At 67.6% G+C, this 16,813-nt stretch carries 16 protein-coding genes and 1 pseudogene; 6 read left to right on the forward strand and 11 right to left on the reverse strand.

Annotated elements, in window-relative coordinates; translation table 11 throughout:
- Nucleotides 1-54: 54 nt before the first annotated feature.
- Together CFB47_RS41720 and CFB47_RS10540 are read left to right on the forward strand one after the other, a co-directional pair.
- Nucleotides 55-600 (forward strand): annotated as a pseudogene (locus CFB47_RS41720) (hypothetical protein); the annotation flags it as partial.
- Between the two features lie 88 nt (nt 601-688).
- Nucleotides 689-1,264 carry a polysaccharide deacetylase family protein gene (locus tag CFB47_RS10540; RefSeq protein ID WP_089461135.1) on the forward strand — a complete coding sequence of 192 codons (576 nt, stop codon included), beginning with the start codon at nt 689-691 and terminating at the stop codon, nt 1,262-1,264.
- Nucleotides 1,265-1,276: 12 nt separating this feature from the next.
- Here CFB47_RS10540 and CFB47_RS10545 read toward each other — a convergent pair whose 3' ends face one another.
- Complete coding sequence (locus tag CFB47_RS10545; protein WP_089461136.1) at nt 1,277-2,242, reverse strand: phosphotransferase; 966 nt, start codon at nt 2,240-2,242, stop codon at nt 1,277-1,279.
- Nucleotides 2,243-2,267: 25 nt separating this feature from the next.
- Between CFB47_RS10545 and CFB47_RS10550 the strand changes: the two genes are divergently transcribed.
- On the forward strand, nt 2,268-2,957 hold the full coding sequence (locus CFB47_RS10550; protein WP_089461137.1) for a cephalosporin hydroxylase family protein: 690 nt from the start codon (nt 2,268-2,270) through the stop codon (nt 2,955-2,957).
- Here the strand turns inward: CFB47_RS10550 and CFB47_RS10555 are convergent.
- The 6 genes from CFB47_RS10555 to CFB47_RS10580 form a co-directional block, all read right to left on the reverse strand.
- Nucleotides 2,914-4,122, reverse strand: coding sequence for a glycosyltransferase (locus CFB47_RS10555; protein WP_089461411.1), 1,209 nt, complete (start codon nt 4,120-4,122; stop codon nt 2,914-2,916). The genes CFB47_RS10550 and CFB47_RS10555 overlap by 44 nt on opposite strands.
- 7 nt (nt 4,123-4,129) lie before the next feature.
- Nucleotides 4,130-5,191: an asparagine synthase-related protein gene (locus CFB47_RS10560; RefSeq protein WP_089461138.1), complete on the reverse strand. Its 1,062-nt coding sequence runs from the start codon at nt 5,189-5,191 to the stop codon at nt 4,130-4,132.
- The gene (locus tag CFB47_RS10565) at nt 5,188-6,045 is read right to left on the reverse strand and encodes a 4Fe-4S cluster-binding domain-containing protein (protein ID WP_089440408.1); all 858 of its coding nucleotides are present in this window, start codon (nt 6,043-6,045) and stop codon (nt 5,188-5,190) included. The genes CFB47_RS10560 and CFB47_RS10565 overlap by 4 nt, the downstream gene beginning before the upstream one ends.
- A 22-nt stretch (nt 6,046-6,067) precedes the next feature.
- Nucleotides 6,068-7,060 carry a phosphotransferase enzyme family protein gene (locus CFB47_RS10570; RefSeq protein WP_089461139.1) on the reverse strand — a complete coding sequence of 331 codons (993 nt, stop codon included), beginning with the start codon at nt 7,058-7,060 and terminating at the stop codon, nt 6,068-6,070.
- Complete coding sequence (locus CFB47_RS10575; RefSeq protein WP_089461140.1) at nt 7,061-7,810, reverse strand: FkbM family methyltransferase; 750 nt, start codon at nt 7,808-7,810, stop codon at nt 7,061-7,063.
- Nucleotides 7,811-8,052: 242 nt separating this feature from the next.
- On the reverse strand, nt 8,053-9,645 hold the full coding sequence (locus tag CFB47_RS10580; RefSeq protein ID WP_089440201.1) for an ABC-F family ATPase: 1,593 nt from the start codon (nt 9,643-9,645) through the stop codon (nt 8,053-8,055).
- Nucleotides 9,646-9,816: 171 nt separating this feature from the next.
- Here CFB47_RS10580 and CFB47_RS10585 point away from each other — a divergent pair, with 171 nt between their 5' ends.
- Nucleotides 9,817-10,269 (forward strand): lipocalin-like domain-containing protein, encoded by a 453-nt coding sequence (locus CFB47_RS10585; protein WP_089461141.1) that lies wholly within the window; start codon nt 9,817-9,819, stop codon nt 10,267-10,269.
- 12 nt (nt 10,270-10,281) lie between these two features.
- Here the strand turns inward: CFB47_RS10585 and CFB47_RS10590 are convergent, their stop codons facing one another.
- The gene (locus tag CFB47_RS10590; RefSeq protein ID WP_089461142.1) at nt 10,282-12,579 is read right to left on the reverse strand and encodes an AsmA family protein; all 2,298 of its coding nucleotides are present in this window, start codon (nt 12,577-12,579) and stop codon (nt 10,282-10,284) included.
- Nucleotides 12,580-12,731: 152 nt separating this feature from the next.
- On the opposite strand from CFB47_RS10590, the gene CFB47_RS10595 reads away from it, so the two are divergent.
- Nucleotides 12,732-13,433 (forward strand): ATP-binding cassette domain-containing protein, encoded by a 702-nt coding sequence (locus CFB47_RS10595; protein ID WP_089456301.1) that lies wholly within the window; start codon nt 12,732-12,734, stop codon nt 13,431-13,433.
- Nucleotides 13,430-14,233: an iron export ABC transporter permease subunit FetB gene (gene fetB / locus CFB47_RS10600; RefSeq protein ID WP_039357836.1), complete on the forward strand. Its 804-nt coding sequence runs from the start codon at nt 13,430-13,432 to the stop codon at nt 14,231-14,233. Before CFB47_RS10595 ends, fetB begins: the two co-directional genes overlap by 4 nt.
- A gap of 41 nt (nt 14,234-14,274) precedes the next feature.
- Here fetB and CFB47_RS10605 read toward each other — a convergent pair whose 3' ends face one another.
- From CFB47_RS10605 to CFB47_RS10615, 3 genes are all read right to left on the reverse strand, one after another.
- Complete coding sequence (locus tag CFB47_RS10605) at nt 14,275-14,748, reverse strand: PliI family lysozyme inhibitor of I-type lysozyme (protein WP_089461143.1); 474 nt, start codon at nt 14,746-14,748, stop codon at nt 14,275-14,277.
- Nucleotides 14,749-14,981: 233 nt separating this feature from the next.
- Nucleotides 14,982-15,533: a DUF6013 family protein gene (locus CFB47_RS10610; protein ID WP_089461412.1), complete on the reverse strand. Its 552-nt coding sequence runs from the start codon at nt 15,531-15,533 to the stop codon at nt 14,982-14,984.
- A gap of 159 nt (nt 15,534-15,692) precedes the next feature.
- Nucleotides 15,693-16,709, reverse strand: a complete 1,017-nt coding sequence (locus tag CFB47_RS10615) for a zinc-binding alcohol dehydrogenase family protein (protein WP_089461144.1) — start codon at nt 16,707-16,709, stop codon at nt 15,693-15,695.
- Nucleotides 16,710-16,813: the final 104 nt, after the last annotated feature.

Raw genomic sequence — 16,813 nt, forward strand, 5'->3', positions numbered from 1 at the left:
CGGCCGTTCGGACCCTCCGGCCCGATCCCCATCCCGAACCTGAAGGATGCTCGCGTGATGCTTGCCCATCGACTTCTGCTGATCGCCGGCGCGTCGGCCGCGCTGCTTTGCGGTTCCGGCACCGCCCGCGCGGCGACGGCCAAGGCCGCCGCCGCATGCCCGTCGCCTTCGTTCGACCGCTATCCGGCACTCGCGGCGAGCGCGCCACGCAAGCCGGCTGCGGCACCCCGCCTGACCACGAGAGAAACCCGCCTCTACCGCACGGTCATTCGCGACGAATTCACGCAACCGGCCAATTTTGCCGGCCACTACCGGGTCGCGATCTGGGGTTGCGGAACGGATTGCCGGAATTTCGCGATCGTCGACAAGTACACGGGCGCGACGTACACGATGCCCGGCGTGCAGGCCATCGCAGGCGTGATGGGCAACGACGAGGAGCGCGTCGATTTCCGCCCCGGCAGCAGGCTGCTGATCGTCGCGGGTTGCTTCAACGACGAATGCGACGACAACAGCGCGAAGGCCGCCCGGTTCTTCTACGAGTGGACCGGCACGCAGTTGCGTCGGATCGGCACCTGTCCGCTGGCGATCGAGCCGCTCCAGCAGCCGACCGATGAAAGCGCCGGCCGCCGCTCGCCGCGACTTGCGCTATCGTTGCTCCGATACACGTTGAACGGCGCCCCCACCCGCAATGTCCATTCGCCTCAGTTTCGACGACGGGCCCGGCCCCTCGACACGCCCCTTGCTCGATGTCCTGCGCGCTGCGTCATGCCAGGCGACCTTCTTCCTGCTCGGCCAGAATCTCGAAGACGCACTCGATGTCGCGGCAAGAATGGTGAGCGAGGGCCACCCACTCGGCAATCACACCCATTCGCACGCGAAGCCCGGCGCGCTGGCGGACGATGCACTGATCGACGAAATCGACGCAACCGACGCGCTGATCCGCGAGGCCTATCGCCGAGCCGGCGTTCCGGCGCCGGCCACGATTCCATTGCGCCTGCCTTACGGCCTGATGCCGGAGGACAGTCGCGCCGGCGTGCTGGCACGGCTGCGGCGCGAACACACGGGCTGGACCGCGATACTGGACGACTGGCAGCGGCCCGCGCCGTCGCCGCAGGCGCTGTTCGACGCGATGTGCGCGCACGCCGACGCCAGCGCGGCACGGCAACGTGACGTGCTGTTCTGCATGCACGACGGATCGCGGCACGGCGAGGCGCGGCCCCATACGGTCGAAGCGGTGCGCCTGTTCCTGAATCGGCCGCGCTGAAAAAGCAGCCGGTTAACGTCCCGGCGCCGCACCATCCAGCAACTGCCACCAGCCGCCGAGAAAACCGATACCCGGCCCCGGTGTCCACAGGCCGCGCTGGGCAGCTTCGAGATGGATCAGCGTCTGGTCCGCGCAGAACAAGGCCATCAGCGCATCGCGGCGGTCGTGCAGCCAGTCCGGCACGTCATCGCGCCGCGTCGCGGCATAGGCTCGCAGGCCGGCGTCCCAGCGCTGCGCATCGAATACGAAGCGATCGTCCCTGCCCGCATCGCGCGACAGCGCGAACAGCGCAAAGGCGGCTTCGAGCCACTGCGCGCCCTGCCCGACATCGTCGAAATCGAGCACGCCGTTCACCGTGTGCCCCACGTACAGCAGGTTGCCCGCGTGATAGTCGCCATGCAGCCACTGCACCGCCCCCGTCAGCCAGCGGGCAGCAGCGTCGAGATGTGCGCCGATCCGGTGAATCATCGTCTCGTAGTGGCCGCTCAAGTCACCCGGCAACGACGGCGCAGCGCGCGCCGCTACACGTGCGTGGCGCGCAGACAGCCAGGCCAGCGGCGCCGATTCGGTCACGGGTACCGCCGCCATCGCCGCATGCAGATGCGCGAGTGCACGCATCGCGTCGCTCGTGGCTGCCCCCACATCGTCCGGCAGACCGGGGCGGCCGTCGATATGCTCGAACAGATGCAGCCAGCTTCCATCAGGCAGTTGCACACCGGACTGGGCGTCCACGGTCGGCCGCAGCGTCGGCAGCGCAGGCAGCGTCGGCGCCGTACGCGAGCGGCCGAGATGGCCGAGCATCGCCGCCTCGCATTGCACCTGCTCGACCGCCTTGCCGGACCACGACACGCGCAGCACCGCGCGCCCCGCATCGCACTCGACGAGATACGTTTTGTTAGTATGGCCCGACGCCAGCGCGTGCAGGTGCGCCGGCCCGATGTTCCAGTACCGGTGAAGCCACGGTTCCAGCGTTTTCACGTCACTCCTACTCGTTGCATTGACCATGTCAGAGCGTCCCTCGGCCCGCATGCGGGACATCAATATCGAATGGCTGACGCGCGCCGCCGAATTCGACCATCTGTTCCAGACGCGCTGGCTCGGCGAGCGCTTCTTCCACCTGCCCGGCGACATGCTCGCGCTCCAGGAGCTGATCTGGCGCGAGCGTCCCGACTGCATCGTGCAGACCGGGATCGCGGCGGGCGGCGGCGTCGTATTCTCCGCGTCGATGCTGGAACTGGCGGGCGACAGCGGCCGCGTCGTCGCGATCGAGCCGCGCCTGCGCGACGAGGTCAGGCAGCGCCTGCAATCGCACCGGCTCGCCCATCGGATGACGCTGATCGAAGGCGAATCATGCGCGGCCGACACGCTCGCCTCGGTGCGTGCGCAGATCGATGACGGCGCGCGCGTGATGGTGATCCTCGATCTCACGCACACCCACGCGCACGTGCTGCGCGAGCTCGAATGCTATGCGCCGCTCGTGACGCCCGGCAGCTACGCGATCGTGATGGATACGATCATGGAGTACCTGCCCGCGTCGATGTTCGACGGCAAGCCGTACGGCAAAGGCAACAACCCGGCCACCGCCGCGCACGAATTCCTCGCTCGCGACAAGCGCTTCGAGGTCGATTACGACATCGAGGACCGCGTCCTCATGACGCTGTCGCCCGGCGGCTTCCTGAAGCGAGTGCGCTGATCAGGCGCGCCGCCTCGGCCGAACCGTCGCGCGACGCGTAGCTCGCGCGGATCCGCGCCGCCTGCTCGCGCAACGTCCCGGGCCGCAACAGGCGTTCGAGCGCAGCGGCGATGTCCGCCACGCCGGCCTGCTGCAGATCCAGCACGCACCCCGCGCCGGCCCGCTCGACGAAGTGCGCCGAATGGAACTGGTCGTTGCAGAACGGCGACAGCAGCATCGGCACGCCGCTCGCAAGCGACTCCATCACCGAATTCGCGCCGCCGTGACTGACGAACGCGTGCGTGCGCTGCAACAGCGCCAGTTGCGGCACGTAGCGCACCGCAATCACGCGCTCGTCGTCGGCGGGCAGCAGATCCGAATCGACCAGCTCGCCCACCGACAGCACCAGTTGCGCCGACGTCGCGCGCGTCGCCTCGATGACCTTGGCAAACACGTCGGGATGGTAGTAAAGCTGGCTGCCGAGCGACATGTAGACCAACGGACGATCCGCTTCGAGGCGATCCCAAGGAAACGGCGTCTCGTCGCCGCGCGGGCCGGACGGCATTGCCGGGCCGACCAGCTCGACACCCGGCGGCGGCGCGCCGACCAGCGCGTCGGTCGTGAACGCGAGCGTCAGGTGCGGCGAAAGGATGTCGCATCCGCGAAAGCGCGCATCGAGCCCGTAGCGCGCGAACAGCCGCGTGCGTTCCGGCGTGAGCCAGCGCACCGTGCGCAACAGTTCCGAATCGAGATCGTCCGGCAGCACCGGATTCAGCGAATTCGACATCGAGACCCACGGCAGCCCTTCCAGTTCAGCGGCAATCGCCGCCGCATAGAGCAGCGGATCGATCACGACCACGTCGGGCCGCCAGTCGCGCAGCACCGTGCGGATGCCGTCCACCTGCGCGGGCGCGAGATCGATCAGCAGCGTGCGGATCCAGTGCCGTAGCCAAGCCGCGTCGCGGATGTTCGCGGCGAAGCTCGCGCCGCGCGACAGGTCGTGGCGCTCGGGCGTCTCGCGCGGCCCGACGAATTCGAAGCCGCCGGCACCGTCGAGCTGTGCGCTGATATCGGCCGGCGCATAGAACGCGACGTCGCAGCCGGCAGTACGCAGATGCTGGGCGGGGCCGATACACGGATTGACGTGCCCCTTTTCGGGCACCACGCAGAACAGGATGCGTTTCATGAGCGGCTCAGGTTGGGCGATGCGCGGCATCGAGGGAATCGAAATGATCGAGAAGCAGGGAAAGCGTCGTCCACAGCACGCGTTCGGTATCCGCCTGCAGCGTGGGGGCGGCCAGGCCGAGCGTGTCCGCCAGCGCGTGCGTGCGGTCGCGGTCGAGCAGCGTCGCGAGATCCATCGCCGGAGCGAGCCGCCCGCGCTTCGGGCCATGCACGAGACGGTCCGGCAGGTTCAGGCGCGCGCCGAGGTCACGCAGGCATTGCTTGCCCGGGTCGGGCGCGATGCTCGTCAGATGCGCGACGACGGCCGCGTCGACGAACGGCGGATGCAGGTCGACCGACGCCGCGTCGAACAATGCATGGCACAGCGGCAGATAGTTGGCCGACTGGTCGCGTCGCAGCACCTGGTCCGCGCCGTCGCCGGTGATGGCCACCTCAACGCCGTCCGCGGCCATCGCCTCGGCGAGCAGCAGCTTCGCGACCGGGTGCAGGTTGAACATCGGCTCCTCGACCGCATGCGTCGTTCTCGGTAGCGCCGCGACGAAATCGGCCTCGTTCGCGCGCACGATCTTCACGTTCGCCTGCATCTGCGCGGCCAGCTCGAGTGCGGCATCGCGCTCGCAATAGTCCGGCATGTCGGTCACGAGAACGTAGGACGTCACGTGCCGCTGCGCGCCGAGTTCGCGCAGCAACGCGAGCAGCAGCGCCGAATCGAGCCCGCCGCTCAGCGCCAGCGCAACGCGCTTGCCGCTGTCGAGCGCGCGCTGCAGCGATGCGCGCAGCACGGTTTCCAGATCGGCGTGCTGCGACTGCCCCGGTGCCGGCTGTACCGTCAGCCCTTGCGGCGAATGGACCAGCGCATGGCCGGGCGGCACCGCGCGCACGTCGCGCAATACGGTGCGGCCGACCAGCCGCTCGCCGCTCAGGTAGCCCGCGATGGCCGCTGCGTCCGGTTCGCCGGCCGGTTGCCTCGACGCGCGCAGGACGTCCCGGATGCCGGATGCCGTCGCACCGCTGCGCGGATGGTAGTGAAGCCGGTCGAAACCGAACAGGTCGCGCGTGCCGACGATCATGGATAACGCGCCTTCAAGGCGTCCACTTCAATGCGTTTGAGGATGCGATGCGGCGCCACCGGCGCACTGCCGCCCTGGCAATGCAGGCACGCTTCGAGCGGCGCCTCGCGTTGCAGATAGGCGAGCATCGCGTCGAGCATGCCGGCGTCGTCGCGCAGCGGCAGGCCGTCGGACTGAAAATCCTTCTCGCCCTGGTAGAGCGTATGGAAATGCGCGGGGCGCGTGCACGTGTAGAACATGCCGTCGCGAATCATATGACAGCGCTCGCGGATCCAGCAATCGTGATAAAGGCGCCGTGCTTCGTCGCGATCGGTACCGGGCTGCGCGCGGTTCATCGTCGTGAACACGTCCTGCACCTTCCAGTTCAGGCGCACGTCGAAGCGCGCGGCCTGGCGCTCGATGTGCGCGACCAGATCGGGCGCCAGCGACGGCTTCGGATAGCGCGAGATCGTCAGTGCGTCCACCGCCTGCCAGAACGCGTCGCTCATCTCGCCGAGCTTCAGGCCGTTCGTCGTGACGGAGATCACGGGCGCGATGCCCGTGGCGCGCACGCGCTGGACGAGTTCGACGAGCGCCGGATGCAGCAACGGCTCGCCGCCGACCAGCTTGAACATACGCGGGCGCAGCACCTTCGCCGCGCGGCGCAGATCGGCTTCGATCGATTCGGGGCTGGCATACCACTCGGGCAGCAGCGGCGACAGCGAGCAGCATTCCGCGCAGGTCAGGTTGCAGTGATCGACGATGTGCGCTTCCAGCGAGCGCGTCAGCACGCGCCCGTCTTCGACGCGGTAATCGCGATCCAGCGGCGGCGGAAACACATGCTGCCGCTCGGTGGGCGGCGTCGGCTTCGACATCCGGTTCAAATTCGCATTCACTTCAGCGTCCTGTTTCCACACAACGGGAAAAGAAATCGACCAGACGGTCGCGCGCATCCACCATCGCGGCGGCCATCGTCACCGCGCCGTTCAGATGCGATGCGAAGCGCGACGGATCGTCGAGCCAGCCTTGCACGATCCAGAACTTGAGCGCGTGCTGCAGGCACGCGGCATCGACCGCCCACGCAAGGCGCGCGGGATCGACCGGCCGCGTCCGCCGATAAGCCAGCACGAACGCTTCCGCCCGATGCGGCGCCTCCAGCGGCAGATGATTCAGGCAACGCACCAGCTCGTATTCGCGCGGCGCGCCGATCGACGCTTCCCAGTCGAGGATGAGCGGCGGCAGCATGCCCGTGAACAGATAGTTGAACTGGTTGTAGTCGTTGTGGATCGGGTGCTGCGGATCGTCGGCGGGAAACGCGTCGATGCTGCCCGGATAGTAGCGGTCGAGCATGCGCAGCGCGAGATCGACGTAGCGGCGCAGGTTGTCGGCGGCGTGGTTCGCGCGTGCGCGATCGAGTGCGTCATGCAGGCTGCGGCGCACCGCGTCCGCGTCGATCGCGGTCAGGCGTGCGCGGAGCGTGTCGAGCTGCGGCACATGGAGTTGCTCGAGGCTCAGATGCAACGCGGCCAGGCTCGCGCCGAGCGCATCCCATTCGGCCGGCGAAAACGTGTCGTAGGTTCTGAACTGCCCGGCTTCCCAGCGCGTCAGCATCGCGTGCGAGCCTTGCCCCGTCCACAGCGGCTCGCCGGACGCCGTGCGTTTCAGCGCCTGCACATGGAAACGCGCATCGCGATGCGTCTCGAAGTGCGCGAGCACGGCGGCCTCCTTGGTCGCACGCGCATGGTGTTCGAGCGCGTAGAGCTTGACCGCTACGCCACCGTCATCGGTCGGCAGGTGCCACACGCGTTCGCCGACCTGGCGCGGCGGCCCGTTGCGGCCGAGCGCATAGGCCGCGCGGATCTCGTCGATGGTCGCGGCGAGCGAGTCCATTCAGATGTGCTCGGCCGGCCCGTATCGATACGGATGGCCGCTCAGGAACGTGTTGTGACCGACGTAGCGCACCTTGTACATCGCCGGGCGGAACAGCACCGAAGGATCGTTGTTCGCGATGCCGAGCAGCGGATACAGGTCCTGCCGCACGAAGAACGCGTTGTTGCCCATGTCATCGCAGCAGACGAGTTCATAACCCTTCTGCCTGCCGAGATGAACGAGCGATTCGAGGCTCGCACCGTAATAGGTCGAGCCGTCCCATTCGTGGTCCGGGTTGAAGCACATGACCCAGCGCTCGGGCGGCGTGTAGTACGGGTTGTATTCGATCACGACGATACGCGGCTGGAACGCTTGCAGGCCGCGCCAGACCCAGTAGTCGTTGCCGTCGATGTCGATCGACAGCAGGTCGAAGTCGGTTGGCGTATTCGCATCGGCGAGCAACGTGTCGATCGTGTCGGGCTGAACGCGGTCGTGATGCAAGCGAACGCGGTCTACACCTGCGTAGTGGGCGGCCAGCTTGCCGAAGCGGTACGCACTCCCTTCCACCAGCACGCCGGCCCAATCCCGTTCGCGCAGCAACCGCGCGGTGTTGCTGTTGCGCAGCCCGTCGCTCGCGCCGATGTCGACGCAGAAGCGGTTGGTCGGCGCGATCCGCTCCATCAGGCGCGACAGGATGCCTTCCTCGGTGCCCTGTGCATAGAGGCTTGGCGCAAGGCCGGACAGATCGAGCGGGAGACGATGGTCCTGCATCGAGGGGGGCTCCGGGTCGGAATTGAGGGTGGTATCCGGAGCGTAATTTACCCGAAGTCGATTGACGGGGGGAAACGGGAATGTGCGACACCCCCGCGCTTCACCGGCACGGAAATGAAAAAGCCCGCATCGACAACACGGTCGATGCGGGCCCGATGCGCTTCTCGCGGCTTCGCGCTGCTATACGCTCCGGCTTCGTACCACCGCCAGACCGCAACACACGGACGGAAGCGTCAGGACACTTACTCCTGCCCCTGACTCGTCAGGAACTCCTCGTAATTGCCACCAAAGTCGAACAGCGTGCCGTCCGTACGCACTTCGATGATCCGGTTCGCCAGCCCGCTCACGAACTCACGGTCGTGCGAAACGAAGATCAGCGTGCCTTCGAACTGCTCGAGCGCGATCTGCAGCGACTCGATCGATTCCATGTCCATGTGGTTGGTCGGCTCGTCCATCAGCAGCACGTTGTGGCGGCCGAGCATCAGCTTGCCCCAGATCATGCGGCCCTTCTCGCCACCCGACAGCACCTTCACCGACTTCTTGATGTCGTCCGACGTGAACAGCAGGCGGCCCAGCGTGCCGCGCACCATCGTTTCGTCGTCGCCGTCCTTGCGGTACTGGTCGATCCAGTCCATCAGCGTGATGTCGTTCGGGAACTCCTCGTACGTGTCCTGCGGCATGTAGCCGACGTTCGCGTTCTCGGACCACTTCACCGTGCCATGATCGAGCGTGAGCGCGCCGAGCAGCGAACGCAGCAGCGTCGTCTTGCCCGCGCCGTTCTCGCCGATGATCGCGATCCGCTCGCCCGGCTGAACCGACAGGTTGAAGTTCTGGAAGATGGTGCGCTCGTACTTCTTCGTGATCTCTTCGGCGACCACCGCGACGTTGTGCAGCTTCTTCTCGAACTCGAAACGGATGAACGGGTTCTGGCGCGACGACGGCTTGAATTCCTCGATCTTGATCTTGTCGATCTGCTTCGCACGGCTGGTCGCCTGACGGGCCTTCGACTTGTTCGCCGAGAAGCGGCGCACGAAGTCCTGCAGTTCCGCGACACGTTCCTTCGCACGCGTGTTCGCCGCGGCCTGGCGCTCGCGCGCCTGTGCCGACGCGAGCATGTAGTCGTCGTAGTTGCCCGGCCAGACCTTCAGCGTGCCGAAGTCCATGTCGGCCATGTGCGTGCACACCGAGTTCAGGAAGTGACGATCGTGCGAGATGATGATCATCGTCGAGTTGTACTCGTTGAGCGTTTGCTCGAGCCAACGAATCGAGTTGATGTCGAGGTTGTTGGTCGGTTCGTCGAGCAGCAGCACGTCCGGCTTCGAGAACAGCGCCTGCGCGAGCAGCACGCGCAGCTTCCAGCCCGGCGCGACCTCGCTCATCGTGCCGTTGTGGAATTTCTCCTCGATGCCGATGCCGAGCAGCAGCGCACCCGCGCGCGCCTCGGCGTCGTAGCCGCCGTATTCGGCGAACTTGCCTTCGAGTTCGGCGGCGTGCATGTAGTCGTCGTCGGTGGCTTCCGGGTTCGCGTAGATCGCGTCACGCTCGGTCATGGCGGCCCACATTTCGGTGTGGCCCATCATCACGACGTCGAGCACGCGCACGTCTTCGTACGCGAACTGGTCCTGGCGCAGCTTGCCGAGACGCACGTTCGGCTCCAGCGCGACGTTGCCGGCGCTCGGCTCGAGGTCGCCGCCGAGGATCTTCATGAACGTCGACTTGCCACAGCCGTTCGCGCCGATCAGACCATAGCGGTTGCCCTCGCCGAATTTGACCGAGATATTCTCGAACAAGGGCTTCGGCCCGAATTGCATCGTGATGTTGGCAGTAGAAAGCACGGCAGGTCCCGTTAAAGGATAAATCGACGGAAAACCGTGTATTTTAGCAGGTGTCGGAGAAACTGCCGACCACGCCGTTCCGGCAGCGCATTTCCGGCCCCCCCGGCCTGCCGCCCGACGGCCCGCCAACACGGCGGCACGCGCCCCACCGCCGCCTTACCGGAATCCCGCATGCTTGCCAGCCAGCTTCGCGAACAACTCGTCGGCGCATGGCGCCTCGTATCCTACGAAGTCCGCCCGCGCGACGGCAGCGCGGTCACCTATCCGCTCGGCCGCGACGCGCGCGGCTGGATCCTGTACACGCCGGACGGCTACATGTCCGCGCAGCTGATGGCCGCCGGCCGGCCGCGCTACGCGGACGGCGACCTGCAGGGCGGCACCGCCGACGAGCGCGCGGCGGCCGCCGGCGGCTACATCGCGTATTCCGGCCCCTTTCAGGTCGCCGACGACGGCACGCTGACCCACGAAATGGACGTCAGCCTGTTCCCGAACTGGCTCGGCAACGTCCAGCAGCGCGCCGTCAGGCTCGACGGCGATCGCCTGCAGCTCGGCACGGCCGCCCCGGTACGGATCGACGGCCGGGAAGTCGATGCCGTGCTGCTCTGGGTGCGCGCGGGCCGCTGACGCGCACGCGCGTCACTTGCCGGCCTTCGCCGCTGCCCGCTGGGCCGCCTTCGCGTTCATCTGACCGAACAGCTCCGAACACGGCACGTCGCGATTGTTGCTCGGCGCGATCAGCGGAATCAGGGCCGCGAACGGGTTGATCAGCCCGAGGCCGACCATCGCGCCGGCGCGCAGCGCGAGCGCGCCTGCATCGACGCCGACGTTCGGGTTCTTGAACGTGCCCTTCGCGTACAGCGGCGAGCGCAGCGAGAAGATCCGGAAGCCCTTCGTGTGCGGATGGATCTTCAGGTTCAGCGTTTCGTCGCGCAGGCTGATCGGGCCGTCGACGTTGATCAGCGCGTCGTCCGTATCGAGCGCGAACACCTTCGGGTCGAGAATGCCGTTGGTCGCGACGAAGTCGATCGCCGCGCAATTGATCTTCACGTCGTTGTTGCCGAACAGCTTCTCGTAGACGACGTTCGCGACGTTCAGCCCCGCCGCTTCCATCAGCAGGCGGCTGATGCGGCCGTCGGTCACGAGCGCCTTCACCTCGCCGGTCGACGTCGCGGCCAGCGCGGCCGGCGAGTTGCCGGTCGCCGACAGCGACGCATCGCCGTTGATCTCGCCGAGCGCCGACTGCATGACCTTCTGCGCGGGGAACAACTGCTTGAGCTTCAGGTGCCGCGCCGCCACGGTGAAGCGGCCCTTCAGCGGCGCACCGCTGCCGTCGAGATGCGCGGTCGTGGTGAGCGTGCCGCCCGCGACGCCGAACTGCAGCGGCTCGAGCGACAGCACGCCGTCCGTCATCACGATGTGCGTGTACAGGTTGGTGATCGGCAGGTCCGAACTCTTGATCAGCTTGCGGCCGGTGAACTTGACGTCCGCGTCGAGCGCACGCCAGCGGTCGGTGCGGAACGTCTCGACCGGCAGCACGCGGCCCGACGGCTGCTTCGTCGTGTCGCCGCGCTTGGCCTTGCTCGCGGCCGTATCCGCGCCGATCACCGGCGCGAGGTCGGAGAACTGCAGCAGGTTCGACACGAGCTCGCCCGACAGCTTCGGCCGCGGCTCGCGCTGCTCGTAGACCAGCGTGCCGCCGAGATCGCTGCCGCCGACGCGGCCGTTGAAGTGCTCGTAACGGAACGTGCTGGCCTTGCGCCTGAAGTTGCCGATCAGTCGCCCTTCGGTCGCGTAAGGCGGCGTATCGGGCAGCGTGATGCCGGTCAGCTGGTAAAGGTGCGACATCGACGTGCCCTGCAGCCACAGTCGCAGGTCGATGGCCGCGAGATGCATCGGGTCGGTCAGCGTGCCGACGATCGCGAGCCGCGTGTCGCCGGCCTTCACGTCGGCCTGCAACGGGAACGGCCGCGACGCGTCCTGGATCGCGAGCACGCCGCCCAGCTTGCCGGTGCCGCTGATCGGCACGTTCTTGTAGCGGCCGTCGACCTTCAGCCCGAACGCATAGGTCGGGCCGGCCGGCTTCGCGGGCACTGCGACGCTGCTTGCGCCGCTTGCACCAGACGCGGCAGCAGCAGCCGATGCCGAAGCGGTGGACGAAGCAGCCGAAGCCGACACTACGGCAGCCCCGGCCGAAGCACCGGTGGCCGACGCCGCACTCGCAGCCTGCGCGGCGGAAGCACTCGACGCGGCCTCCGCGTTGGCCTTCGCGCTCAACTGCGCGGCGCCATGCTTGCCGACCCGCTGCGCCGATGCCGCGCGCGATGTCTGCTCCTGCTCCTTCAGCACGTCGCCGAGCGGAATCGGCTGCCCGAGCGTATCGATCGCGACGGTCAGGTCGGCCTTCGTGATCGCGTCGCGATACGTGACGGTGCCCTTCGCGAAGCCGAAGCTGTCGAGCCGCACCTTCCACGGCGACGGCTGCGACGATTGCTTGAACTGGAAGGTCCACGTGTTGCGGCCGTCGGCGAGCCGCTCGAGGTCGACGGCCGGATTCACGACGTCGATCGACGGGATCACGATTTCATGCGCGAGCAGCGGCAGGATCGCGAGATCGAAGTGCGCGGCATCGAGCGTGACGAACTTGGGCATCTTCGCCCAGTCGGGGTTGCCGATCTCGAGCTGCGTGGCCGTGAAGCTCGGCCAGGGCACCCAGGCGCGCCAGCCGGTTTCGCCGTCGGGGCGACGCCAGCCCACCTTCAGGTCGCCGTTGATCGCGAACGGGCGGCCGAGCGCGGCCGTGACCTGCTCGTTGACCCACGGCTTCGCGCGGTTCCAGTCGAAGATAAAGAGAAAGACGCCGGCCGCCGCGATGAGCACCGCGACGATACCGACGATCCATGCAGCCGATTTGCCGATGGCTCGGGCTAGCGTCATGGCGGTTCCGTTGTTGTTCTGAAATGTTGCCGCACCATGCCGGGCCGCTTGCGTGGACGAACGGCGCACGACACCCGCGGCTTTTCAATCGGTATTATGACGCACGCCATGGTGACGTTTCGGCGCCATTAACGCTTTTTTTCATTTGTGACATGACAGCCCCCACCGGCCTCATCGATGCAGCGCGCATCACGCGGCGCGATGCCAGCAGCGGCAAGACCCTGCTCGCCCCGACCGATTTCAGCCTCGCGGCGGGATCGCGAATTGCTATCACCGGGCCGTCCGGGTCCGGCAAGAGCGTGCTGCTGCGCGCGCTCGCGCTGCTCGATCCGCTCGACGGCGGCCACATCCTGTGGCGCGGCAAACGGATCCGGCGCAATGCGATCCCGCGTTACCGCCGCAGCGTCGCCTATGTGCGCCAGCGCCCCGCGCAGATGGACGGCACCGTCGAATCGCAGCTGCGCTATCCGTATTCGCTCGCGATCTATCGCGACGTGGCGTTCGATCGCGCGCGCGCCGAAGCGCTCGCCGCGCAGGCCGGTCGCGGCCCCGACTTTCTCGACAAGCGCGCGAGCGACCTGTCCGGCGGCGAAGCGCAGATCACCGCGCTGCTGCGCGTGCTGCAGCTCGATCCCGACGTGCTGCTGCTCGACGAGCCGACGTCCGCGCTCGACCCCGAATCGGCGCGCGCGATCGAGGCGCTCGTCGGCGCATGGTTCGACGCGGCGCCCGACGCCCGCGCGTACATGTGGATCTCGCACGACCCGGCCCAGGCCGCGCGGATCGGCACGATGCGGCTCGTGATGCAGGCCGGCGTGATGCACGCGGCCGACCCGACGGAGGCCACGCGATGAGCCCCGCACTGCAGGACCTGAGCCTCGTCGACGTCGGCATCGCCGCCGCGCTCGTCGCGGTCAACGGCGCGATCTCGATGGCCCTGTCGCTCGGCCTCGGCCGCAAGCTCGCGCTCGCGGCCGTACGCACCGTCGTGCAGTTGCTCGCGATCGGCTACGTGCTCGGGTGGGTGTTCGGTCACCCTCACTGGTACATCGTGCTGCCGCTCACCGCGCTGATGACGCTGATCGCCGGGTTCGCCGGCGCGGGGCGCGGCAAGCGCACGTATCGCGGCCAGCGCATCGACAGCATCGCGTCGATCTGGTTCAGCAGCTGGTTCGTCGCGGCGGTCGGCCTGTTCGTCGTGATCCGCATCCACCCCTGGTATGCGCCGCAATACGCGATTCCGATCCTCGGGATGATTCTCGGCAATACGCTCACGGGCGTGTCGCTCGGGGTCGAGCGGATGATGGAAGAACTCACGGCGCGCCGCGACCGCGTCGAAACCGCGCTGGCGCTCGGCGCGACGCGCTGGGAAGCCGCGCAGGACGCCGCGCGCCAGGCCGTGCGCGCCGGCATGCTGCCGACGCTGAACCAGATGGCCGTCGTCGGCGTCGTGAGCCTGCCGGGGATGATGACGGGCCAGGTGCTGGCCGGCCAGTCGCCGCTGCAGGCCGTGCGCTACCAGATCGTGATCATGTTCCTGATCGCCGCGGCTTCCGCGCTCGGCACCGTCGGCGCGGTGCTGATGACCTATCGCCGGCTGTTCTCGGCGGATCACCGCTTTCTCGCCGCGCGGCTCGAAGAACGCGCGCACTGACACGCGGCGCCATCGCGCGACGCGTTCACGCGGTTCGCCATTCAGCGCGGGCCGTGGCGCTTGCCGAGTGCCTGCCGCAACGCAGCCGCGATGTCCGCGTCGGGCGCGAGCCCGTCGACCGACGCGACGAGCTTCACGGCGCGCGATGTCGTCACATAGGCCTGCGCGCCGACATAGCCGCCGCTGCCGGCCGAGCGCGTCGTCACGACGAGCGCCTGCGGCGCACGTGCACCGAGGTCGGCCGTGAATGCATCGGTAACCGTACCATCACGCGTATGCAGCGCGCCCGTCACGTAATCGTCGGTATCGAAGCCGGGGGCGGCATGCGCGGTCGAATACACGCGCACCGCGTAGCTGCCGGTCGAGCACGGTTCGAGCGCGCCGCTCGACACGACCGCCACCTGCTGCCGCGACGACAGCTCGACTTTCTTCACGAAACCGCAGTCGTCGGCCGCGTGCGCGTGCGCGGCGACGAACGCAAGGGCACACAGCAGCGCGCGCATTCGGTATTTCATCGGGATGTCGTGACAGGAAGGTGATGATGCGGGCGAGCATAGCGTGACAGGCTCATGACGTCACGCGGGTCGCTACGCGACGCCACCGCACGGCGAACGGCCGCCATGCCGCTGAAGCAGGTCGCGAGAAAGCACTGTGACGGCGACACGAAACGGTCACGTGTCGCCGCGTGGTACCGCAAGTCGAATCCGTTGCGCGCGCACCGGCTCCGACGCCGGCCCATGCGCACCGCTCAACGCTTGATCGACACCGTCACTTTCGTGCCATCGCTCATCGTGACGGACTTCGACCCGCCGTTGGTCGAAATCGACACCCACTTCACCTGGCTCACCGACACGACGTCCGGACACTGCAGCGACTTGCCGCCGGCCGTCACGTTGCGCGTGCCTTTCGGCGCGGCCGCCTGGAAGCTCAACTGCACGTTGGCGATCCCCTTCGCGTCGATCGACGGCGCGAGCCGCACCTGGGTCTGGCGCACCATCGCGCCGTTCTCGTCGCGCGGCAGGTTGTCGGCGTTCGGGCAACCGTCCGGCATCGCGACCGCCCCGCTCGGCGGCACCGACTTCCAGTTGAAGTCGTCCGTCTCGCCCGAGCGGATCTTGCGGGTCTCCTGCGTATTGCCGAAGGTCTTCGAGTCGACCTTGACGGTGTATTCGAGCTGTCCGGTACCGCCGCCCTTCAGGCTGCCCTTGACCGGCGGCGCCGCGAATACGCTCGCGCTGACGCACGCCGCCGCGAACACGACCGACCACGTTGCGGCGACTGACAAGCTGCGTTGGCTCATGCTGACCTCCTTGGTATGCGGCGGCACGCGCGTGCCGCGCGGTTTTCGATGCATGATGCGCTGCCAGTCTACCGCCAAGCGGCATGCAATGCGCCGCAAACGCATCGGGTGTTACCCCGCTTGCGTTCGCGGCGCCGCGACCTTAAACGCGAGGCCAGCTCAGAAGCCGCTCAGCACGAGCTTGCCGATCGAACGCCCGGCCTCGAGCAGCTGGTGCGCGCGCCGCACGTTCGCCGCGTTGATCGTGCCGAGCTGCTCGCCGACCGTGGTGCGCAGCGTGCCGCCGTCGACCAGCCGCGCGACTTCGCCGAGGATCCGGTGCTGCTCGATCATGTCCGGCGTCTCGAACATCGCGCGCGTGAACATGAATTCCCAATGAAACGCCGCGCTCTTCGCCTTCAGCAATTCGACCGGCACCGGCTTGTCGTTCTCGACGATCGTGCAAATGCCGCCCTGCGGCCGGATGACCTCCGCAGCCGCCGGAAAGTGCCGATCCGTGTCGTTGAAAATCAGCACGTAGTCGACGTTCGGGTGCCCGGCCTCGCGCAGTTGCGCCGGCAGGTCGCCGAAATGGTCGACCACCGCGTCCGCGCCCAGCGAGCGCACCCATTCGGTCGACGCCGGCCGCGATGCGGTTGCGATCACGTGCAGCTTGCCGAGCGTCTTCGCGAGCTGGATCGCGATCGAACCCACGCCACCCGCGCCGCCGATGATCAGCACCGACTTGCCGGCGTCCGCGCCCTGCGGCGATACACGCAGCCGGTCGAACAGTGCTTCCCATGCGGTCAGCGCGGTGAGCGGCAGCGCGGCGGCGGCGGCGAAATCGAGCGTGCGCGGCTTCAGCGCGGCGATTCGCTCGTCGACCGTATGGAATTCGCTGTTCGCGCCCGGCCGCGTGATGCTGCCCGCGTAGAACACTTCGTCGCCGGGCCGGAACAGCGTGACGTCGGCGCCGACCGCGACCACCGTGCCGGCCGCATCCCAGCCGAGCACGCGCGGCGTGTCCTCGACCTGCGGCTTCGGCGCGCGCACCTTGAAGTCCACCGGGTTCACGGAAATCGCCTCGACCTTCACGAGCAGGTCGCGCGGGCCCGGCACGGGCTGCGGCAGCTCCACGTCGAGCAGCGCTTGCGGGTCGTCGATCGGCAGATAACGGGTCAGTCCAACGGCTTTCATCACGACACTCCTTCAAGGAAACCTGTGGGCCGCGGCGCAGCCCCATGAACGTCATCGTAGGCAACCCGATCCTTCGAGAAAAGCGCTATATTTCCTGAAACATT

The sequence above is a fragment of the Burkholderia sp. AU27893 genome, from assembly GCF_002223205.1.
Lineage (GTDB): Bacteria > Pseudomonadota > Gammaproteobacteria > Burkholderiales > Burkholderiaceae > Burkholderia.

What these genes read in the sequence shown, in the direction of transcription:
- CFB47_RS10540 (WP_089461135.1), top strand. Translation starts at nt 689, where the DNA reads ATGTCCATTCGCCTCAGTTTCGACGACGGGCCCGGCCCCTCGACACGC.
- CFB47_RS10550 (WP_089461137.1), top strand. Translation starts at nt 2,268, where the DNA reads ATGTCAGAGCGTCCCTCGGCCCGCATGCGGGACATCAATATCGAATGG.
- CFB47_RS10555 (WP_089461411.1), bottom strand. Translation starts at nt 4,122, where the DNA reads ATGAAACGCATCCTGTTCTGCGTGGTGCCCGAAAAGGGGCACGTCAAT.
- CFB47_RS10560 (WP_089461138.1), bottom strand. Translation starts at nt 5,191, where the DNA reads ATGATCGTCGGCACGCGCGACCTGTTCGGTTTCGACCGGCTTCACTAC.
- CFB47_RS10565 (WP_089440408.1), bottom strand. Translation starts at nt 6,045, where the DNA reads ATGTCGAAGCCGACGCCGCCCACCGAGCGGCAGCATGTGTTTCCGCCG.
- CFB47_RS10570 (WP_089461139.1), bottom strand. Translation starts at nt 7,060, where the DNA reads ATGGACTCGCTCGCCGCGACCATCGACGAGATCCGCGCGGCCTATGCG.
- CFB47_RS10575 (WP_089461140.1), bottom strand. Translation starts at nt 7,810, where the DNA reads ATGCAGGACCATCGTCTCCCGCTCGATCTGTCCGGCCTTGCGCCAAGC.
- CFB47_RS10585 (WP_089461141.1), top strand. Translation starts at nt 9,817, where the DNA reads ATGCTTGCCAGCCAGCTTCGCGAACAACTCGTCGGCGCATGGCGCCTC.
- CFB47_RS10590 (WP_089461142.1), bottom strand. Translation starts at nt 12,579, where the DNA reads ATGACGCTAGCCCGAGCCATCGGCAAATCGGCTGCATGGATCGTCGGT.
- CFB47_RS10595 (WP_089456301.1), top strand. Translation starts at nt 12,732, where the DNA reads ATGACAGCCCCCACCGGCCTCATCGATGCAGCGCGCATCACGCGGCGC.
- fetB (WP_039357836.1), top strand. Translation starts at nt 13,430, where the DNA reads ATGAGCCCCGCACTGCAGGACCTGAGCCTCGTCGACGTCGGCATCGCC.
- CFB47_RS10605 (WP_089461143.1), bottom strand. Translation starts at nt 14,748, where the DNA reads ATGAAATACCGAATGCGCGCGCTGCTGTGTGCCCTTGCGTTCGTCGCC.
- CFB47_RS10610 (WP_089461412.1), bottom strand. Translation starts at nt 15,533, where the DNA reads ATGAGCCAACGCAGCTTGTCAGTCGCCGCAACGTGGTCGGTCGTGTTC.
- CFB47_RS10615 (WP_089461144.1), bottom strand. Translation starts at nt 16,709, where the DNA reads ATGAAAGCCGTTGGACTGACCCGTTATCTGCCGATCGACGACCCGCAA.